This is a genomic window from Microcoleus sp. AR_TQ3_B6 (genome assembly GCF_036702785.1).
GTDB lineage: Bacteria > Cyanobacteriota > Cyanobacteriia > Cyanobacteriales > Microcoleaceae > Microcoleus.
Window position 1 is genome coordinate 25,626 of the sequence record NZ_JAUBVJ010000064.1, and the last position, 20,684, is coordinate 46,309.

The 20,684-nt window shown below is 44.3% G+C and carries 16 protein-coding genes and 1 pseudogene; 13 read left to right on the plus strand and 4 right to left on the minus strand.

The features are described from left to right. Nucleotides 1-26: 26 nt before the first annotated feature. From QUB56_RS25535 to QUB56_RS25565, 7 genes are all read left to right on the plus strand, one after another. A complete protein-coding gene (locus tag QUB56_RS25535; protein WP_332959004.1) occupies nucleotides 27-875 on the plus strand; it encodes an ABC transporter permease in 849 nt (282 codons plus the stop codon). Between the two features lie 179 nt (nucleotides 876-1,054). Then, nucleotides 1,055-2,467, plus strand: a complete 1,413-nt coding sequence (locus QUB56_RS25540) for an ABC transporter ATP-binding protein (RefSeq protein WP_332959006.1) — start codon at nucleotides 1,055-1,057, stop codon at nucleotides 2,465-2,467. Nucleotides 2,468-2,482: 15 nt separating this feature from the next. Then, on the plus strand, nucleotides 2,483-4,003 hold the full coding sequence (locus QUB56_RS25545) for a methyltransferase (protein ID WP_332959007.1): 1,521 nt from the start codon (nucleotides 2,483-2,485) through the stop codon (nucleotides 4,001-4,003). Between the two features lie 46 nt (nucleotides 4,004-4,049). Further along, nucleotides 4,050-9,410, plus strand: coding sequence for a glycosyltransferase (locus tag QUB56_RS25550; RefSeq protein WP_332959008.1), 5,361 nt, complete (start codon nucleotides 4,050-4,052; stop codon nucleotides 9,408-9,410). Then, entirely contained in the window at nucleotides 9,367-10,503 is a 1,137-nt protein-coding gene (locus tag QUB56_RS25555) for a class I SAM-dependent methyltransferase (protein ID WP_332959009.1), read from the plus strand. The genes QUB56_RS25550 and QUB56_RS25555 overlap by 44 nt, the downstream gene beginning before the upstream one ends. 27 nt (nucleotides 10,504-10,530) lie before the next feature. After that, complete coding sequence (locus tag QUB56_RS25560; RefSeq protein ID WP_332959010.1) at nucleotides 10,531-12,183, plus strand: class I SAM-dependent methyltransferase; 1,653 nt, start codon at nucleotides 10,531-10,533, stop codon at nucleotides 12,181-12,183. 95 nt (nucleotides 12,184-12,278) lie between these two features. Then, nucleotides 12,279-13,559, plus strand: coding sequence for a glycosyltransferase family 4 protein (locus tag QUB56_RS25565; RefSeq protein ID WP_332959011.1), 1,281 nt, complete (start codon nucleotides 12,279-12,281; stop codon nucleotides 13,557-13,559). Between the two features lie 203 nt (nucleotides 13,560-13,762). Here the strand turns inward: QUB56_RS25565 and QUB56_RS25570 are convergent, their stop codons facing one another. The 3 genes from QUB56_RS25570 to rppA all read right to left on the minus strand — a co-directional run bounded on the left by QUB56_RS25570 (nucleotide 13,763) and on the right by rppA (nucleotide 16,438). Next, nucleotides 13,763-14,317 carry a DUF3124 domain-containing protein gene (locus QUB56_RS25570; protein WP_332959012.1) on the minus strand — a complete coding sequence of 185 codons (555 nt, stop codon included), beginning with the start codon at nucleotides 14,315-14,317 and terminating at the stop codon, nucleotides 13,763-13,765. 144 nt (nucleotides 14,318-14,461) lie between these two features. After that, nucleotides 14,462-15,742: a HAMP domain-containing sensor histidine kinase gene (locus tag QUB56_RS25575; protein ID WP_332959013.1), complete on the minus strand. Its 1,281-nt coding sequence runs from the start codon at nucleotides 15,740-15,742 to the stop codon at nucleotides 14,462-14,464. 18 nt (nucleotides 15,743-15,760) lie between these two features. Then, nucleotides 15,761-16,438: a two-component system response regulator RppA gene (gene rppA, locus QUB56_RS25580; RefSeq protein ID WP_332959014.1), complete on the minus strand. Its 678-nt coding sequence runs from the start codon at nucleotides 16,436-16,438 to the stop codon at nucleotides 15,761-15,763. Nucleotides 16,439-16,510: 72 nt separating this feature from the next. Here rppA and QUB56_RS25585 point away from each other — a divergent pair. Both QUB56_RS25585 and QUB56_RS25590 read left to right on the plus strand, forming a co-directional pair. Beyond that, nucleotides 16,511-16,834 (plus strand): annotated as a pseudogene (locus QUB56_RS25585) (YnfA family protein). 164 nt (nucleotides 16,835-16,998) lie between these two features. Next, nucleotides 16,999-17,385, plus strand: a complete 387-nt coding sequence (locus QUB56_RS25590; protein ID WP_332959015.1) for a hypothetical protein — start codon at nucleotides 16,999-17,001, stop codon at nucleotides 17,383-17,385. Between the two features lie 256 nt (nucleotides 17,386-17,641). Here QUB56_RS25590 and QUB56_RS25595 read toward each other — a convergent pair whose 3' ends face one another. Beyond that, nucleotides 17,642-18,046 carry a BON domain-containing protein gene (locus QUB56_RS25595; RefSeq protein WP_332959016.1) on the minus strand — a complete coding sequence of 135 codons (405 nt, stop codon included), beginning with the start codon at nucleotides 18,044-18,046 and terminating at the stop codon, nucleotides 17,642-17,644. 725 nt (nucleotides 18,047-18,771) lie between these two features. Here QUB56_RS25595 and QUB56_RS25600 point away from each other — a divergent pair. The 4 genes from QUB56_RS25600 (at nucleotide 18,772) to QUB56_RS25615 (ending at nucleotide 20,660) form a co-directional block, all read left to right on the plus strand. Further along, complete coding sequence (locus QUB56_RS25600) at nucleotides 18,772-19,368, plus strand: cation transporting ATPase C-terminal domain-containing protein (RefSeq protein ID WP_332959018.1); 597 nt, start codon at nucleotides 18,772-18,774, stop codon at nucleotides 19,366-19,368. Between the two features lie 81 nt (nucleotides 19,369-19,449). Then, nucleotides 19,450-19,977, plus strand: a complete 528-nt coding sequence (locus QUB56_RS25605) for a hypothetical protein (protein WP_332959020.1) — start codon at nucleotides 19,450-19,452, stop codon at nucleotides 19,975-19,977. Nucleotides 19,978-20,196: 219 nt separating this feature from the next. Beyond that, nucleotides 20,197-20,334 carry a hypothetical protein gene (locus QUB56_RS25610; protein ID WP_332959022.1) on the plus strand — a complete coding sequence of 46 codons (138 nt, stop codon included), beginning with the start codon at nucleotides 20,197-20,199 and terminating at the stop codon, nucleotides 20,332-20,334. Further along, nucleotides 20,331-20,660, plus strand: a complete 330-nt coding sequence (locus tag QUB56_RS25615; RefSeq protein ID WP_332959023.1) for a hypothetical protein — start codon at nucleotides 20,331-20,333, stop codon at nucleotides 20,658-20,660. Before QUB56_RS25610 ends, QUB56_RS25615 begins: the two co-directional genes overlap by 4 nt. Nucleotides 20,661-20,684 lie beyond the last annotated feature (24 nt).

Genomic DNA, 20,684 nt, shown 5'->3' on the forward strand with positions numbered 1-20,684 from the left:
CGAGGGCGAAAAAATTGCAGAGAACGGTGAAAGGAGTTGCCCAAAAGGCCCGAAGGGTGGGTGGCAGGCTGCCCGCAATTCGCCAGCGGTGGGCGAAGCTGAATCTGCTGGCAACATTGGTGCGCCGGGACTTGGAAGCTCAATACAAAGGCTCGATTCTAGGCAACTTGTGGCCGCTGCTGAATCAGCTATCGCAATTAGTGATTTACACTTATGTATTTTCGATCGTCCTCAAGGTAAAGCTCAGCCTTGCAGGCTTCCCGGAAAACAGCGACATTACCTTTGGAGTCTGGCTGTTTGCAGGTTTGCTGCCTTGGAGTGCCTTCACAAGCGGTTTGATCAAGTCGGGAGTATCGGTGGTGGGGCAGCCGAATTTAGTGAAAAAAGTGGTATTTCCCCTCGGTTTGCTGCCGCTAGTGCCGATTTTTACAGCTTTTATTGAAAGTTCTCTGGGTTTAGCAGCTTTGATTGTCATAGTAGCAGTGTCCTCGCAAAAGCTCAACGCTACTTTATGCTTGCTGCCACTGGTTTGGGTTCCTCAGTTGCTGCTGACAGCCGGTTTGGGATATTTGACAGCGGGCTTGACGGTGTTTTTGCGAGACATTCCTCAGACATTAGGTGTTATTCTAAATTTTTGGTTTTATTTGACGCCGATCGTCTACCCAGCATCAGTAATCCCCCAAGAGTGGCGAGCGTGGATATTTTGGCTGAATCCAATGGCCGCCATCTCGGAGGTTTATCGAGACCTCATACTGCTTGGAGAAGTTAAGCACTGGGGCGAATGGGGTGTCGCCACACTGATTTCTGCTGCTATATTTTGTGGAGGCTTGGCGGTTTACCGGCGTTTGCGTCCCGCTTTTGCTGACGTGCTGTAAATTTGTTTGAGAGCGAAAATCCATCTAAAATCTCAAATCGAGCGTCCTGTAAATTTGTTTTATATCTACAGTCCATCTAAAATCTCAAATCTCAAATCGATTGTGCTGTAAATATGTTTGAGATTTCAAGTCAATCTAAAATCTAAAATCTCAAATCTAAAATCGATTGACTGCCGCCCATGACAGAAAATGTAATTTCACTCAAAAATGTTTCCAAATGCTTTAAGCGGTACGATCGTCCAGGAGACCGCTTAAAGGAAATTCTTTACCCCAGCAAAAAACTCGCTGACGAATTTTGGGCCCTGCACGATATCAATCTGGAAATTCCTCAAGGACAAACTCTGGGAATCGTCGGTCGCAACGGTTCAGGAAAAAGCACTCTCCTGCAAATAATTGTGGGGACACTCACACCTACCGCAGGAAGCGTGCATGTTAAAGGGCGAGTCTCCGCTTTGTTAGAACTCGGAAGCGGGTTTAACCCTGAATTTACCGGGCGGCAAAATGTGTTTTTTAACGCTCAGTTACTGGGATTCAATCAAAAAGAAACTGAAGAAAAGTTTGACGATATAGCTGCTTTTGCTGATATTGGAGATTTCATCGAACAGCCAGTCAAGACTTATTCTAGCGGTATGTTTGTCAGGCTAGCTTTTGCCGTTGCCACTAGCGTCGAGCCGGATATTTTAGTGGTTGACGAAGCCCTTTCCGTGGGCGACGAAGCTTTTCAACGGAAGTGTTTTGCCCGCTTGCAAAGCATTCAGGAAGGTGGCGGAACGATTTTATTTGTTTCTCACGCTGCTACTTCTGTGGTGCAGCTTTGTACGTCGGCGATTTTAATGGATAGCGGTGAATTGCTGCTTGCTCACACCCCAAAGGTGGTAATTTCTAAGTATCAAAAGCTGATTTATGCCGAGCCGGATAAGGTTCTGGGGTTGAAGTCAGATATTCGAGCTCTGAACCAACTGACAAAACAGGAAAGTCAAAACCTCCTTCAGGATGCTAATTTAGAAACCACAAAGACCGAAGTTAAACCCGAGCAACATCTCTCCAAACCCAAGGAATATTACGACGAATTTTACGATCCGGGGATGATGCCGTCGAATACGGTAAGGTATCCCTCTCGCGGAGCGGAAATTATTAACCCCCACATCGAGACTCTGAGCGGAAATGTGGTAAACCACTTGATCGGTCGTCAAGATTATATTTACACTTACTCTGTCACTTTCTCGCGGTCAACTTCCAAAGTTAGGTTTGGAATGTTGATTAAAACCATTAGCGGTTTTGAGTTGGCGGGTGCTTCTTTGAAGGCTTCTACTCAGTCAGTTAGGTATGTGGAAGCAGGAACGACAATTGTAGTGAAGTTTCAGTTTAAATGTTTGCTGAATCCCGGGGTGTATTTTCTTAATGCCGGGGTTGTGGGGGCGGTAGATGGAGATTTAACTTATCTGGATCGCTGCGTTGATGTGGCGATGTTTAGAGTTCAGTCTTGTACTGAGTCATGCGGTAACGGCATCGTTGACTTGCTGATACAACCGTGTTTAACTGTTGTTAATCCTGATTCTATGGTGAAAGAGCCCTCAACCGAGGTTATCTAAAATTCTGTGAGAACAATGAGCGTTATCAATTTAGATTTACTCGAAAATCCGGTAATCAAAGCATTTATTCGAGAGCAAGCTAAGTTTCCCGCAGATTTTAAGCTGAATATCTGCGAAGACGATGAAATGTATTTGTTTGCCCTCAGCAACGTCAAAGACGATCGCGAGCGGGCTTTGGTGCGCTATTATGCGATCGGGCGCCGCATCCTGGATACCGTTAAACAAGTTGTAACCTGGCATTTTGGCAGTTTTGAAAATGTACCGTCTTTTCTAGATTTTGCCTGCGGTTACGGTCGATTTACGCGGTTTTTGATTCAGGAAATGCCGCCGGAACGAATTTGGGTGTCTGATATTTATGCTAACGCGGTCAAATTTCAAACTGAATACTTGGGCGTCAACGGTATTGTTTCGACGGGAAAACCAGAAAATTATTTAATTGACCGAAAGTTTGACTGCATCCTGGCTAATTCTTTTTTCAGCCATATGCCGGAAAGAACTTTTACGAGTTGGCTGCAAAACTTGTACAATTTGTTGACTCCTAACGGCATTTTGATGTTCAGCGTTCACGACGAGTGTTTGCGGGCTCCTAATGTAGAAATGCCGGCCAAGGGTATTTTGTTTAGTCCCCACAGCGAAAGTCAGTCTTTAGATCGGGAGGAATACGGCACAACCTATGTAAATGAGAAGTTTGTGAGAGAAATTCTCCAGGAAATTAGCGGAGGCAAAGCTTTTGTTCACCGCATCAAAAAAGGGATCTGCAGGTTTCAGGATTTGTATGTTGTCACACAGGAGCTAGTTAGAGATTTTTCTCAGTTGAAATTCACTCATCACCCGGAAGGATATATTGATGTTGCTGCTTTCACGAATAAGGAGAATTTGTATCTGGAAGGATGGGTGGCTGATGTGAATTTAGACGGTCGAATTGAGGAGCTGCAAGTGCTGGTAAACGGCGAGCTTGTGCAGAGGTGCGAGCCTTTTTACGATCGCCCGGATGTGGCTGGACATTTTCAAAATGATGGGGCTTTGCAGTCGGGTTGGAACTGTTATTTACCGAAAAATACTGTGGAACCGCAGGATGTGTTAACAGTCAAAGCAATCAATAACTACGGTGGGGAATGGACTATTGAAACTTGCACTGTTGAAGCGCTGGTGAGCCAAAGGAAATCGCGGTCTTTGTTGGGAGAGACTAAGACAAAACTAAAATTCATCGAGACTCAGTTAGCTTCGGCTAAGATAGAATTGGAGCAAAGCCAAAGTAAGTTAATGATTACTCAAACGAAGTTGGAAGAATCTCAAACGAAGTTGGAAGAATCTCAAGCTCAATTAGTTTTAGCTCAAACGCAGTTGGATCAAACTCAAAATCAGTTAGTATCTGTCCAAACGCAGGCGGATCAAACTCAAAATCAGCTAATTAATGTCAAAAAAGAACTAGAGCAAGCGCAGAATCGAGTTTTGGCAATGAAAACCAGCAAGTTCTGGAAGCTCAGAAGCGCGTGGTTTCAAGTCAGGCGGTCCCTCGGCTTAGCCGGAGACTAGCGATCGAGTAAAATTGGTGTGGGAATTAGGGCGAGGGAGAGAAATAGTGATTACAAATGACACCAAACCGTCGGTTTTTATTGTTACCGGAATGCACCGTTCCGGTACGTCTTTAACAGCATCTTTGTTTCAGGAAGCCGGTGTTGATATTGGCAAAAAGTTGGTAGGCCCCGCCGACGGAAATGTGAAAGGTCATTTCGAGAATGTTGATTTTGTGGAGTTTCACAAAAGTGTTTTGCGATCGCAGGGTATTGATGAACTCGGCTGTACCTTTGAAAAAACGATTCCGGTAGCAGCAGAATACGTAGAAATAGCCAAAAAATTAATTGCCGAAAATCAACAAACAAACAAATACTGGGGTTGGAAAGACCCGCGAACAGCCCTTTTTTGGGATTTTTGGCTGAGTTTGCTCCCAGAAGCTAATTTTATCTGTGTTTATAGATCGCCCTGGGAAGTAGTCGATTCCCTTTACCGCCGGGGAACAGATGTCACCTTGCTGCAAAATCCCGAAATGGCAGTAAAAATGTGGATTCACTACAATCAAAAAGTTTTAGAACTTTACGAACGTTTTCCCGATCGCTGTCTCCTATCAAACGTTTACCCGATCGGCAACACTCCTGAACTTTTTATCGAGCGAGTCAACCAAAAATTTAATGTTAACTTAGGTGCAATACCGAGCGACAATTTTGAAAAATCTCTATTAGTCAATGATATCGAAAAAAGTCACAGACCCAGCCTGATCGAACAATATTTTCCCCAAGCTTTAGAAATTTATCAAATTTTGGAAACCCAAGCCCGTGATTTGAGCAGCGACATGAGTTTATCCCAAGATAAAATCATTAGTTTGCCTACATCTTCTGTTGGGCAATTTCAAGACTGGCTAACAATTCGGCTGCTGGAAAAACAGCAGAAAACTAGCAAATCTGAAGTCAAACAGTGGCAAGAACAATTTCAACAAGCTCAGACAAAAGTTTTGGGATTAGAAACAGAATTAGGGCAAACTCAGGTACAGTTGTCAGGCAAAGAATCGCAATTTCAGGAAGCTTTGGCAAAACTCTTGGCATTAGAAACAGAGTTAGGGCAAACTCAAGTACAGTTTGTCGGCAAAGAATCGCAATTTCAAGAAGCTTTAGCAAAAGTGTTGGCATTAGAAGCGGAGTTAGGGCAAACTCAAGTACAGTTAGCCGGCAAAGAATCGCAATTTCAAGAAGCTTTGGCAAAACTCCTAGAGTTGGAAGCTCAATTAGGAGAAACTCAGGTACAGTTGGCTGGCAAAGAGTCTAACTTTAAAATAGCTTTAGAAAAAGTGTTAAATTTGGAATTACAATTAGGAGAAAAAGAATTAGAATTAAAGAAAAAATCGGCGAAGTACCTACTACTAGAAACAGAAAAAAAACAAGTCAACGAAAACTTAAGAAAAACCGCCATAAATTTAGAGCAATCGCGCCAGGAAAATGAAAATCTCCGCGCAGAAATAACCAAAGTAAAATCTTCTGCATTGTGGAGAATTAGTCAAAGTATTTTAGATTTAAAACGCCGACTGCGCGAATTACTCCCGAGATTTATTTTTTCCATCGACGGTCCCAACAACCTGCATATCTACGATTCTGATTTAGTAATTACTGGCTGGGCTTTTCACAGTCAATTCAGTATTAAATCTGTGCGAGCTCAAATTGAAGGCAAAAAATTTATAGGTGTTTGTGGGATAGAAAGAAGCGATGTAGCCCAAGCTCACTCTAATATTGTGGCTGCTAAAAATTCTGGTTTTAAGATTGAATTAACAGCGCCACCGGGACGGCACGAAGTGCTGCTTGAAGTGCAAGATACTAAGGGTAAATGGCATCTTTTGGCAGTTTATCCGCTGTTAGTTTCAACAATTCAAGCATCCTTCGATACGCCGACAGTTTGGGAACAGCGGCCTGGTCAGGCTTTGTTTGGTGGTTGGTGCTGTCACCACGATCGCAAAATTGCTAAATTAACCTTTGTGTGTGGCGATATTTCTGTAGAATGCGCCTACGGTTTGCGACGAAAAGATGTCGGTGAAGTGTTTCCCGATTGGGTTAACAGTTCCGAAAGCGGATTTGAAGCCCTTGTCGATTTGCAAGTGGGAGAATGGCAGGTTTCTCTAGAAGCGGAGTTAGAAACGGGGGAAATTTTATCGTTTCAAGCCCCCACAATATTGACCGTTCAACCTTATGATATCTGGCGGCGAAGTGCGGATAAATTTGAAGAGTTATCGAGTTTTATACAGGCAATTCGGCAGCGCGCGAGGGAAAGAAAACAGCGTCTCGGTAGAATTGTACCGATGCCTTGGGAAATAGTTCCAGTGGTTCGTCAGTTGGCGAAGATTTACCGCCAACAAAAACAGTTTATTGCCCCTGGAGAATTGCTACCACCGCCGGGTTTTGTTGTGCCGCAGCCCCTTGATAGGTATGAGGCTTGGCTTCTGGTGAATCAGTGGAACGAGCGAGCGCGCAATTACTTGATTTTTCGTTTAGCATCTTGTCAGGAACCACTACCAAAAATTTCGGTCGTGATGCCAGTTTACAACCCGCAAGTAGAGTTTTTGTCAAGTGCGATCGAGAGCGTAATCAATCAAGTTTATCCCAACTGGGAACTCTGCATTGCCGACGATTGCAGCACCGATTTCACTATTGCTGAAACTTTGAAAAACTGGGCTCAAAAGGACGATCGCATCCGCATCACATTTCGTACAGAAAACGGCAACATCAGCGCAGCAACTAACAGCGCCGCCGCCCTCGCAACAGGTGACATCATCCTGTTTTTAGACAACGACGACGAACTAACTCCCGATGCCCTAGGGGAAGTCGCCCTATATTTTGCAGGGCATCCAGCCACCGATTTTGTCTACTCAGACGACGACAAAATCGACACCAAAGGTCGCCGCTTCGCCCCGCAATTCAAACCACAATGGTCGCCGGAACTGCTGCTTTCCTATATGTATCTAGGTCATTTGTGCGCCGTTAGAAGACACATTTTTGAACAAATAGGCGGTTTGCGAATCGGTTTGGAAGGCTCCCAAGATTACGATTTTGCCTTGAGAGCAACCGAAATTTCTCGCCACGTCGCCCACCTGCCGCTAGTGCTGTATCACTGGCGAACAGCACCCGGTTCTACAGCCGTATCTGGGGCTGCGAAACCCGCTAGTTTTGCCGCAGGTCAAAAAGCCATTCAAGACGCACTAAACCGCCGAAAAATTAACGGCAATGTCGCTCAGCACGCATGGGCGATTAAAGAAAATTTGGGCATATTTGCCCAAGATTTTTCGGATAATGGCCCCTCAGTAACGCTAATTATTCCTACTAAAAACCAGCTTAAATTGCTGAAAGCCTGTTTAGATTCTCTAGAAACTACAACCTACAAAAATTATCAAGTTGCCATCATCGACAACGAAAGCGACGACCCAAAAACTCTGGAATATTTAAACCAATTAAAGTGCCAAGTTTTGCGGATAAAAAATCCGGGAGCCAAGTTTAGTTTTGCAGCAATTAACAACCGCGCTGCGGAACAAGTTGACAGCGAATATGTGTTGTTTTTGAACAACGATACTGAAGTAATTAACCCCCGCTGGCTGAGTCAAATGGTGGGATACGTTCAAATTCCCGCTGTGGGTGCAGTCGGCGCCAGGCTTTTATATCCCGACGGGCGAATTCAGCACGCGGGCGTAATTCACGGGCTGCATCACGGTTTGGCGGGTCACGCTTTTAAGCTGATGAACGGCGAAAATCGAGGCTATCTTTCTCAGGCGATGGTCACGCGAAATTACTCTGCGGTAACAGCGGCTTGCATGATTACTCCGCGTCAATTGTTCTTAGAATTAGGCGGTTTTGATGAGGAGAATTTTGCCGTTGCTTACAATGATGCAGATTACGGATACCGGCTGTTAGAACGGGGTTATCGGTGCGTATATTGTCCCGATGCGGAATTGTTGCACAAAGAGGGAACTTCTAGGGGTTTTACCGACAATCCTCTAGAAGTGGCGGCTTTTAGGCGCAAGTATGCGGGGAAAAATGACAGTTTTTACAGTCCTCACTTGTCTTTAGAAGATGAGTATTTTCATATTCAACCTCGACGGGTTTTCATGAAGGAAGAAGGAACTCCGGCAACGAGCAATGTACGGGATGTAACGGATGTAACAGATAGATGGAAGAAGGTAGAAGGAATAGGGGAGAAGCAAGAACTAAAAATTGGTGATTTTGACTCTTTGATATCAGCAAATAATTTGGTAAATCCTATCAAAGTTTTGATGTGCAGCAATTCACTGGATTTTACGGGGGCACCACTGCATCAGTACGAAATCGCGGTGAAATTGGCGGCTGAAGGTGTGATTGAGCCGATCGTACTTTGCGTCTCCGATGGGCCCCTGCGTCAAACTTACGAGCAGCAGGGAATTGAGGTAATTATTCACGACAACCCTCTCGAACATATCTACCAGCGCGATGCTTATGATGAAGCTATCGATAGTTTTAGTAAGAAAATTGAAAGTTTAAAAGTAGATGCAATTTATGCCAATACTTTAGAAAACTTTTTTGTAGTTGATGCGGCGTGGAAAATCGGAATCCCGGCGGTGTGGAACGTGCACGAAAGCGAACCTTGGCAAACTTATTTTAACAGGTTTGGTTCGGAGATTGCGGCGAGAGCTTTAGAGTGTTTTCGCTTTCCTTACAAAGTGATTTTTGTGGCGGATGCAACGCGGGATAGGTACTTGCCTCTCAACAGCCACTACAATTTTACAGTGATTCACAACGGATTAGATTTGAGCAAACTGGAAAATTCGGAGAATTCTGAATTGGCTAGAAAAAGTTTAGGTGTTGCAGCGGAAGACGTGGTAATTTTGCTGCTGGGAACGGTATGCGAACGCAAAGGCCAGCAGGATTTAGTTAAAGCACTTTCGCTTTTGCCTGAAAAATGGCACAATAAAATTAGGTGTTTTATTGTGGGCGATCGCCCCAGTATTTACAGCAATAAATTAGCCGATTTGGTGGGGCAGTTGCCGCAAAATTTGCGGCAAAGGGTGACAGTAGTTCCGGAAACTGGGGAGACGGTAAAATATTACAAAGCGGCTGATATTTTTGTTTGTACTTCTCGCGTAGAAAGTTTTCCGAGAGTGATTTTGGAGGCGATGGCTTGCGATTTGCCAATTGTTACATCGCCGGTTTTTGGGATTAAAGAACAAGTGAGACCGGGAATTAATGGTTTATTTTACACACCCGGTCGCCCGGAGGAATTAGTTGCAGCTTTGATTAGTTTATTGGAGGATAAATACTTGCGGCAGCAGTTAGCAGAAAATGCTAAATATGTGTTAGATTCATTGAATACTTTTGCAGAAATGACTCAAGCTTATGGTCAAATTTTTAGAGAAGCTTATTTTACTACTAAAAAGTAATCCTTCAAGATTCAATGGTAAAAAAGTATGGCGTAAAATTTCGAGGATCGGGGAAGAGAACACCTCAAATGAATTAACAGCTAAAAATTACTGGGAGACTAACCCAACAGCCGCCATTGGGAAGCAGGGTTACTGGTTGTCTAATCCAATTATCGAAAAAGCTATAAACCATCGGCTGTCAGGTGGTAACACTCAAGGTTACTGGCTAACCTGGTTAGTAAATCAATTTTTCAAAAAGCGACGGTTCGATAATCTTTTGTCTATTGGTTGCGGAGTCGGAAATCACGAGATTCTGATGGCTAAATTAGGATTAGCTAATCAAATTGATGCCTTTGACTTTTCCGAAAGTTCTTTAGAAATTGCTAGAAAAGATGCGGCAGCAGCGGGAGTAGAGATTAACTTTTATCAAGATGATTTTAATTTGTTTACGATTGATGAGAATAAAAAATACGATCTAGTTTTTTGCTCGGGTTCGCTGCATCACGTCAGAGAACTAGAACGATGTTTATCAAGGGTTCAGAAATGTTTAAAACCCGATGGATATTTTATTGTAAATGAATACATAGGAGATTGCTACAATATATACAATCAAAATCAAGTGGATTTGATTAATCGCATTTACAAATGTTTTCACTCCACGCTAAGATCGGGAACAACTGAAATATTTGCTAGTCCAAGTATTGAGAAAGTATTGGCGAGAGACCCTTCAGAAGCAGTCCGGTCAAAGCTGATACTTCCGTTTTTAGAATTCTACTTTGATGTGGAAGTCTTGAATCTAGCCGGTGGGGGGTTACTTCACGAACTTTACCCTTATTTAGCTCACGATCAACTTTCAGACGGAGAACCAAAGAGTGAAACGATAGTCAAGTTATTGCTGGAGATTGAACAAATCTTAATGGCTGTGCCGGGAGGACTATCAAGCGATTTTTGTTTGTGTATTCTCAGACATAAAAAACCAAAAACCGAGGATAAATCTTTGCGCCAGCGGTTAGCTAAAAATGCTAAAAATGTGTTAAATTCATTGAATACTTTTGCAGAAATGACTCAAACTTACGGTCAATTTTTTAGAGGCGCTTATATTATTAAAAAGTAAGCGTTCAAGATTCAAGGGTGAAAAAGTATGGATTCAAATTATGAGCGTATGGAAGATAACATCTCCGAGCAATTTACAGCTAAAAATTATTGGGAGACTAACCCAACAGCCGCAATTGGGAAGCAAGGTTACTGGTTGTCTAATCCAATTATTGAAGCAGCTATAAACGAGCGGCTGTCAGGTGGTAAGGGGAATGGTTATTGGTTAAGCTGGTTAGTAAATAAATTCTTCAAAAAGCGACGGTTCGATCGTCTTTTGTCTATTGGTTGCGGAGTCGGAAATCACGAGATTCTGATGGCTAAATTAGGATTAGCTAATCAAATTGATGCCTTTGACTTTTCCGAAAGTTCTTTAGAAATTGCTAGAAAAGATGCGGCAGCAGCGGGAGTAGAGATTAATTTTTATCAAGATGATTTTAATTTGTTTACGATTGATGAGAACAAAAAATACGATCTAGTTTTTTGCTCGGGTTCGCTGCATCACGTCAGAGAACTAGAACGATGTTTATCAAGGGTTCGGAAATGTTTAAAACCCGATGGATATTTTATTGTCAATGAATATATTGGAGATTGCTACAATATATACAATCAAAATCAAGTGGATTTGATTAATCGCATTTACAAATGTTTTCACTACACGCTAAGATCGGGAACAACTGAAATATTTGCTAGTCCAAGTATTGAGAAAGTATTCGCGAAAGACCCTTCAGAAGCAGTCCGGTCAAAGCTGATACTTCCGTTTTTAGAATTCTATTTTGATGTGGAAGTCTTGAATCCAGCCGGTGGAGGTTTGTTGCACGAAATCTACCCTTTGTTAGATCACTATCAACTTTCAGACGGAGAACCAAAGAGTGAAACGATAGTCAAGTTATTGCTGGAGATTGAACAAATCTTAATGGCTGTGCCGGGAGGACTATCAAGCGATTTTTGTTTGTGTATTCTGAGACATAAAAAACCAAAAACAATGGAAATAATACAGCCTAAAATAGACTATGAAGAAGCTTGGGATAGCTACGCCCAAGAATGGAAAGCCAATAATCCTGAACTCGCTTATTTGGGCGATGAATGGATAGGGAAAGGTGCTGGTGCGGCTAACTCGCTATCAGAATATGAATCCTTGATAGAACAGGAATTTATTGCACCCTACATCAAAAAAGAACATACGGTTTTAGAAATTGGTATCGGTGGCGGAAAAACAGGTTCGCTGTTGCTGAAATATTGCGATCGACTAATTTGTGCCGACATTTCCAGTCAAATGCTGCAAGCCACCCGATCGCGCTTGGGGAGCGATCGCGTTTCTTACGTCAAACTTGACGGTTTAAAATTAAACGGCATCACCCCGTCCTCAGCGGATGCGTGCTTTTGTTACGATACAATGGTACACGTAGAGCCGGTAGACATATTCAACTACCTAACTCAAATTCCCAAACTGCTGCGGGGCGATCGAATTTGCGTCTTTCACCACGGGAATATTCTCAGCGAATTAGGTTGGCAAAAATTCACTAGCGAGTGGGACAAAAACCTGCTGGGACGCAGAGACGGCACTGCATTTTCAGTTATGACTGATACACTTATGGAAAAATTTCTCACTCATTTAAACTATGAAATTATCCTGAAAAATACATCTTCAGTACCGCGAGATTGCGTCTGGATATGCAAAGCACCAACCCCTGATGAATAAAACCAAAGCTTTTTAGCCGCCTCTAAATATTTGATTCCCACTAACAACAGTCAACAGTCAACAGACAACAGTCAACAGACAACAGACAACAGTCAATGAAAGCATTATTTCTTCATCCCAACTTCCCCGCCCAATACCGCCACATTATCACGGCTTTAGGCGCAGATCCCAAAAATCAAATTGTTTTTGGCACTAAAAACGAGCGTCCCGAATGGAACATTCCCGGCGTTCGCAAAGCAGCATTTACACCCAGCCGCGAACCCCACCCGCAGACTCACCAATACGTCCGCCCTTTAGAAAGTGCCGTCATCTACGGACAAGCGGTATTTAGAATGGCTGAACAACTCAAAGCAGATGGTTTTGTACCCGATATTATCTGCGGACATTCTGGTTGGGGGCCGACATTGTTTGTCAAAGAAGCCTTTCCAAATACGCCGCTTTTGTGTTATTTCGAGTGGTTTTATCACTCGATAGGTTCCGACGCAGATTTTGACCCAGCGGAACCTTTAACAGTGGACGATATGGCGAGAATTAGAATTAAAAATGCGCCGATTCTGATCGATTTATATTCTTGCGATTGGGGTGTGTCACCCACTTATTGGCAACGCTCGCAATTTCCGCTAGAATTACAGCAAAAATTATCTACGCTCCACGACGGCGTAGATACCGATTACTTCAAACCACACCCCGGTGCTAAACTGGTTTTGCCTAACTTAGACTTGTCTGGCGTTGATGAAATTGTCACCTACGTATCGCGGGGAATGGAACCTTACCGGGGTTTTCCAGAGTTTATTGAGTCGATCGCCTATGTGCAAGAACGCCGCCCCAACTGTCACGTGGTAATCGTTGGTTCAGACAGAGTTTGTTATGGGCGTTCTTTACCCAATGGCGAATCTTACAAAGATCATATGCTCAAAAAAGTGCCGTTAGATTTGTCGCGAGTTCACTTTGTCGGGCCACTACCTTACGGACTGTATTTAAAAGTCATTCAAGCATCGGACGTACACGTTTATTTAACCAGACCTTTTGTGTTATCTTGGTCGATGATTGAATCTTTATCGACAGGATGTTTAGTAATCGGTTCCGACACAGGGCCCGTGAGAGAAGTTATCCGCGATGGAGAAAACGGTTTGCTAGTGGATTACTTTTCGCCGAAACAAGTAGCCGATCGCATTGATGAAGTTTTAGACCATCCTACCCGCATGGCAGAAATTCGCGTCAAGGCCCGTCAAACAGCATTAGAACGATATAGTTTAGCTAAAATGTTGCCGCAACATTTACAACTGATCGAGCAAGTAGCAAATCGTTCGATGCCGCCTACAGTTGGTATGCAACCAGAAAGGGAATTAGCAGCATCTTTTGCAGTGAGAATTTAACAATCAAGTTGGCCAGGGCTCAAGCCTCTGTCACAAGCCTTCCTGTGCGACTGCACCGCACAGGAAAACCCACCAACTAGACTATAAACATCGGAACATCTCGACGTTTTAGTTGCCAAATGAAATATTTTGACAGCAGTCCGTCCATCCCTTCTAGGCTAGTCGCCAGCTAGCTTCTAGACAAATAATTTAATTCTCTAAAATCACTTCTGCATCCTGTGTTGCTTGAGAATTTTAGCGGGACTGACAAATGAAATGCCCTGAGAAGAAGAGGTACTAATCATGACAGCTTCAATGACAGGCTCATAAACCGTTTTTTCTGCAACCCACTCCACAATAAAGTTTGCACCTGAGCCTCCACTTGTATCATCTGCTGCAATAAAAAAGTCTGTGGAAGCAAGCGGCTTGAGTTCTACTGGACTCTTAATGTCCTGCCTAATCAATTTCCCATCGCTATCGTAGTAACGCACCGAAGTAATAATAATCGAATTTGTCAGATCCGTATTGCGGATACTGAGGGTGGCTGACAAATTCATGACTTGATCCTGGCTATTGTAGTGATAAATATGCGAGTAAATAGGGACATATACGGTTTGTCCCATCACAACTTTTGTTTTATCTAACGGGACTGCTTTCAGTGAGGTTTCACGTTTTGTATCGGGTTGTTGCCTCTGTGAGGTAGTTGGGTCCCAACAAGAGGTAATAATGACGATCGCGGCGATCGCCCAACCAACCCAGAAATCCTGTTTCAGGTTCATCGGCATTCATCCAAATACACCATATACATTGCCTTCATGACGCAACACTTAAAGGTTAGTCGCTGAATTAAGAATCCCCGCACCTTGAGGTCGGGGAGTGTCAAAGAACTACATACTACAAGCATTTCTCTTCCTTGAGGTGGCTTAGTGATAAGGTTTGAGCGGAAGTTCAACCTGGAACGTTGAGCCCAGGCCCACTGCACTCGTCACCTGTATTTGTCCGCTGTGCGCCTTGACAATTTGTTGGACGATCGCCAACCCCAGCCCAAAGCCTCCGCTGTCCTGCGCTCGCTCGGTGTCTACTCGATAGAAGCGATCGAAAATATAGGGTAAGTCGGCTTCTGGAATACCGATTCCCGTATCGATTATCTGAATGACTGCCAAATTGGAATGAAGAACTAGGCGTATCTTTACAGTTCCGCCAGCGGGAGTATATTTACAGGCGTTGTAAAGCAAGTTTTCGACTACTTGCCGCAGCAAATCAGGATCGGCCAATAATTCAATCGGTTGTTCCGGTAATTCGCAGGTGAGTTTGATATTTTGGGTTTCTGCAAGTGCCAGAAACTGGGTTGCTAAATTGCTGAGGAGCTCGTTGAGATTGATTAACCTGAGCGATTCCGCCGCAAGTCGCCCCTGATGACGAGCTAACAGCAGTAAATTATTCACGAGCGCTCCCATTGATTTTGCGCTATCTACAATGTTTTGTAAGGGAGGATGGTAACGCGGATCGTCACCCGCGATGAGCAACCCAAGCTGGGCATTAGTGAGAATGGCAGACAGGGGCGATCGCAACTCGTGAGAGGCATCGGCTGTAAAGCGCTGAAGCTGCTGATAGGCTTGCCGAATCGGTTGCATGGCCAGCCCGCTGAGAAACCAACCTGTGAGGGCAATTAAGCCCAGTGTCAGCGGGACAGCGAGAGTGAGTACAATCTGAAGCTGAGTGAGCCTGTTTTGAGTTTCTGTCAGGGGAGTTGCAACCTGAAGATAACCGAGTACACCAGTTCTACCTTCAACGGGTAATGTCACCTGACGCAGCCAGATTCCTTTTCCCAAAAGTGGATCGGTCGATCGAACTGTGAGATAACCAAAGGGCGTATTTAACTGCTCGGGAGGATAATTCCCAAAAAAACGAACTAGCAGCCCTTGTGCGTTATACCAGCGCACGTAAATCAGATCTTCAGCAAGGGGATGCGAACCGCTACCTAACAAGGAAACATGACTCAGATCGACCTGGTTCTGGTTTTGGCGAACTTCATAATGCACGCTGGCAGCCATGATTCTGCTTTTGTCATAGAGAAGTCGATCGAGCGCCTCTAGTTTATCTTTCACCTCAATCTGATAGATCGCCCCAGCAAACAGCACGAGAATGCTTCCCATTGAGAGGGTGAACCAACGAGCCAGATTGCGACGACTTTGATTAAACATGACTTGGCTTGACGATCGTTACTTTTCAGGGGTAGTGAGGCGATAACCCATACCGTAAATGCTCTCAATCCAGTCTGCCGATCCTACAGCCTGCAAGCGTTGGCGGAGTTTGCGAACTAGAACGGTGATTGCATTGCTCTCTGGTTCGGTTCCCCATTCCCACACACCTTGTTCAATTTGACTGCGAGTCAAAACCTGTCGGGGATGGCGCATAAAATACTCCAACAACTGAAACTCCCGACTGGAGAGGGAAACGGTTGCACCTTGTCGCTCAACAGTAAGAGTATTGAGGTGGAGGTGCAGATCCTCAAGGCTGAGCGTATCTCCTTGCCAAAGGGGCGATCGCCGTCTTAATGCCCGGACTCGTGCCATGAATTCGACCAAATCGATCGGTTTCACCAGGTAATCATCTGCACCTGCGTCTAACCCGGTCACTTTTTCCGGCGTGGTGTCTCTTGCGGTGATCATCAAAATCGGCGCTGTTTTCCCTGCCGAGCGATATTGACGACAGAGATTTACCCCACTGATATGTGGCAACATCCAGTCCAAAATCAACAAATCATATTCTTTTTCTGATAACAGCCACTGCGCCGTCTCTCCATCTTTTACCCCATCCACGCTATGTCCTGCTTGAGACAGCACTGTTTGCAGCGGCATCAGTTGCTTTGGGTCGTCCTCCACAAGTAAGATTCTCATATTTTTCTTTAATTGGGCTTGTAAACATCGATCGGCTGATAAAATTTATCTATTTTAAGCATGAATCTAAAAATGCCAACACTTGCTTTTTTTCTATTTGCGGCTCTAGGAGAAATCTCTGGATGTTACGCTTTCTGGGCATGGGTGAGACTTGAAAAGAGTATTTTGTGGATTTTTCCAGGCCTTTTAGCTTTAATCAGTTTTGGGCTTTCTCTAACTCAAGTCAATGCTTCAAATGCTGGAAGAGTATATGCTGCCTAGGTCTGTATTTACATTCTTACATCTCTGGTTTGGTTGTGGCTCATTGAAGGAGTTAAGCCAGATAAGTGGGACTTGCTTGGTGTTACAATTTCCCTGATTGGGACCGCTGTAATTTTGTTGAACCCACATCGTTGAGCGCTGTTTTTATCGAACAGAAAAATTTGACGCATCTCCCTTGAGTAGGATTTCAGCAGAGCGATCGCTCCACTAAAGTGCAAATATAGCAATCCTAAATCATTTGTGAATTTCTTACTCCCTCCCCAAGGCATCGGGGAGGGTTGGGGTGGGGTAAAAAATGTATGTGGCAGGTTACTAAACGTTGGCTAAAAGCATCAGGCGCAGAGTTTTGGTTGCCATTGCCGTTTGTGGCGATCGCGTTTTGGGTTGGTTCCAGTTTCCTAATGGCTCAAGAATTACAACAACCCCAGATTGCAAAGAATAAACTTCAGGCAGATACCCAGCTTAAAGCAACGGTGTCTGTCAATATATTGCTGATCAACGCGGTGATCAACCGAAAACAAGGAACAACCCAGGTTGCGGTAGAAACAGCCGAACCCATTTTGAAGCGATTGGAATTAGAATTGCCAATGACTGACGCAATCCAGATAGAGGCAGCGATCGCGCAAGAACTCCAATTATCACGTCAAAATGTTCGCCAGTTAGTCCGTTACGAAATCGTTGAATAACTTTATTGTTTCAATATTGCGATCGCCTCCAGTAGACCTCTTGCAAAAATCCTTTTCATCAATTGATGGGACGGGCAAGATGCCCATCCCACAAGAGTTATTTTTTTTGTGGGACGTGCATCTTGCCCGTCCTATTTATTTTTGCAAGAGGTCTATTCAAATAAGGTTGTTAAATTTATAGGTTTCCTCACGGCGATCGCGCAATTTTTTAAGTGGCAAGAAGCGCCAAATACTCTTGCCACTTCACTGTTAGGAACTACTGAGTGACGATTTCGTTATTGATGGAAACATTCGGTGCAGCTTGCCGAGCAATTTGTTCTGCCAATGCTTTTTGTTCTGCCGTTTGAACGCGCCCTGTTAACACAATCGAATTATCGCGATCGTCTGCGTCCAAATCGAATTGCTTGAGGGTGCCATCGGAGTCTAAGGCCTCTTCTACGCGATCGGCAATATCGTCAATGTCTTGATTCTGAGGCGTCTGTGCGGTCGTGGTTGCAGGCGCAGAAACAGTTGGAGCAGTCGTATTTCCAGTGGCAGTTGTGGGAGCAGAAGTAGATGGAACCGTTGTCTGTGAAGTATTGGGGGGGTTGCAAGCACCTAAGCCCAAAATTGCAACTGTGCTGACGCTGATTCCTTTTGCAAATAGCATTGATAATTGCATATTCTTTGTTTGTTTTGTTTGTTTTGAAACGCAATTTTGCCGATAAACCTCAGCATGAAGTCTTTGAGCATTTCAACTTAACAAGTGAATGTACGATAGCTCATCTATCAAAAGGAATGCTTTTTATATCAATTCCGGCAGTCAGGCCGGAATCATATCAAATCCGCGCTTAATCGTCGGGCGTAAAGTCGAATCCCGAGGCCAACAAATAATTCGCGCAATTTTCATTTTTTTGACCCGCCCGTCATTAGTCATCAGTCAACAGTCATCAGTCAACAGTCAACAGTCAACAGTCAACAGTCAACAGTCAACTAAGGTTTGCAAGTCCATAAGCTATCTCAATCGGTTCTGTTCCTAAGTCTAGGGAGCAAATGTGATCCAAATGTGAGTAACAGAAATCAGTCGGTCACTTTTCCCTCACATTCATCAATGACGCTAGAAACAAGACGAAATAACAGAGAAGCATTTGGCTTGACAAGAAACGTTATGACTGCAACGAATGTAGAAAAATTAGTAGAACACTCTTGGCATCACCTCTCTGTCGAGAAAGTGGCTCGGCTTTTAGAGACTGACCTGGAAAACGGAAGGGGCGCTGGTTGCGACTCACAAAAGAAGCCGCAGATATGATTCTGACGGATGACAACTTTGCTTCGATCGAGAAAGCAGTTGAGGAAGGGCGCACGGTTTATAACAATCTGCTGCGGGCGTGAGCCTTCATCCTGCCCGTGAATGGTGGAGAGTCCACGACCATCTTGATTGCCGTACTTTTGGCAACCCCACTACCCATTTTGCCAGTACAAATTCTCTGGCTGAATATGGTCAGTTCAGTTGCGTTGAGCTTACCGTTGGCATTTGAGCCGCCCTCTCCCGATGTCATGCAACAGCCGCCTCGACTTGCCAATGAACCGCTTCTGTCTCGCAGGCTGACGGTTCGGATTCTAACAGTTTCGGTATTTAACTGGATTGCGATCTTTGGGATGTTTGAATGGATCCTCCAAACCACAGGCAATGAAGCTCTAGCCCGGACGATCGCAATTCCAGCATTGGTTGCGGCCCAAGCTTTTTACCTGTTAAGCATCAGTCGCTTCGTTCCGGCGATCGCCGCTAAACTGCGCGGTAAAGATGAATCAGTTGGCTACGCGGTGGCGATCGGCCTTGCGGCTATTTTCATTCTCCAATTCCTGTTTAGCCAATGGGGCATTATGAATCAGTTATTCGACACAGAAGCTTTGAACACAATCCAAGGCTTAATTTGTATCGGATTCGGACTGCCAATGATTGCTTTGTCAGCTTTGCTGAAGCGTTTTGCACCTCTGAACTAAGTGGTTTTTGTGATGCGGTCATTGCCAGCGGCTTTACACACTCCTTACCAATTTTGTAGCGTTGAATATTGAATATTTCTCATGAATTACCAAAATCTCAAACGTGCTAGCGGCCTATTTACTAATCATCGAAACGCAAAGCAGGCGCTAGTGGAGCTAAACAGCAGGGGCTTCCCCATGCACAAGATTTCAGTGATTGCTAAACCTTCTGACAATAATGATTTGGACTCTCTGGGCGTGCAGCAAATTTTAATCACAAGAGCAGCAGGCGCACAAGTAGGCGCGATATACGGCAGCATACGACTAGGTTCACTAGCCTTAATTGTTGGACTCAGCAGCCTGCTAATTCCCGGTATTGGTCCGGCAGTAGCGGTGGAAAGCATTTTAGCAACTTTCTTTGGAAGTGGGATTGCTGCAACTGCTGGCGGTCTGTATGGCGCACTTCAAGGATGGTTGGTGCCAGAAGAACAAGCAAGAGTTTACAATAACAGATTTAACCAGGGAGATTATTTGATCGTCATGGAGGCCAGAGAAAATGAGATCGTGATTGCTGAACCTGTCCTTAAACGTTGGGAGATTCTGACGTGGCGTGTCTGTGATGCTGCCTAAATTCAAGGTCAGAAAGGACGATTACCTTCGAGGAATTTAGTCCCGCGAATCAGAACGTCCAAAACCACTTAAAATTTTGACCGAACGCAGCCAGGATACAAGCCCCCGGATTCATCCGTCCAGAAATAAAAAACCTGTATCCGATGAAACTTTCCCCCCGAATTTATCCGTGGGGTCAATGCTTCAATCTAAAATCTCAAATCTAAAATCTAAAATCGATTGACTGTCGAGGGCTTTGGGCGATCGCTCTCCTACTCCTTAGATATGAGATATGGATCGACAACTTCCAATAGCCGCCTTACTGGCAACTGCGATCGGGTCGGCAATGCTTTTTCTTTGAGGAAAACGAATTTATGAGAGGAGTATCGGCCATCGAGTCGATTGTAGCGCAAGCACCTCCCTTGGGCAGCGATCCTGCTACAAATAGCCAAACGGCAGGAGCCATTCCTGAATTGGTCATCATCTCGATCGTTCTGCTGCTGATTGCAACTTTTGTTGCACTCGTAACCCAACGGTTGCGAATTCCCTATGTGACGGGCTTAGTGTTAGCAGGCTTGCCCATTACCGAGGTCTTGTCGCGTCGAATTGGTTTAGACCCATCTTTAGTATTAAATCTTTTTCTACCCATTCTTATACCAATTTTCAAAAATCATGCAACAGTAGCTAGGGCTGACAAAATGTAATCCCATCCAGTTATAGATGCTATT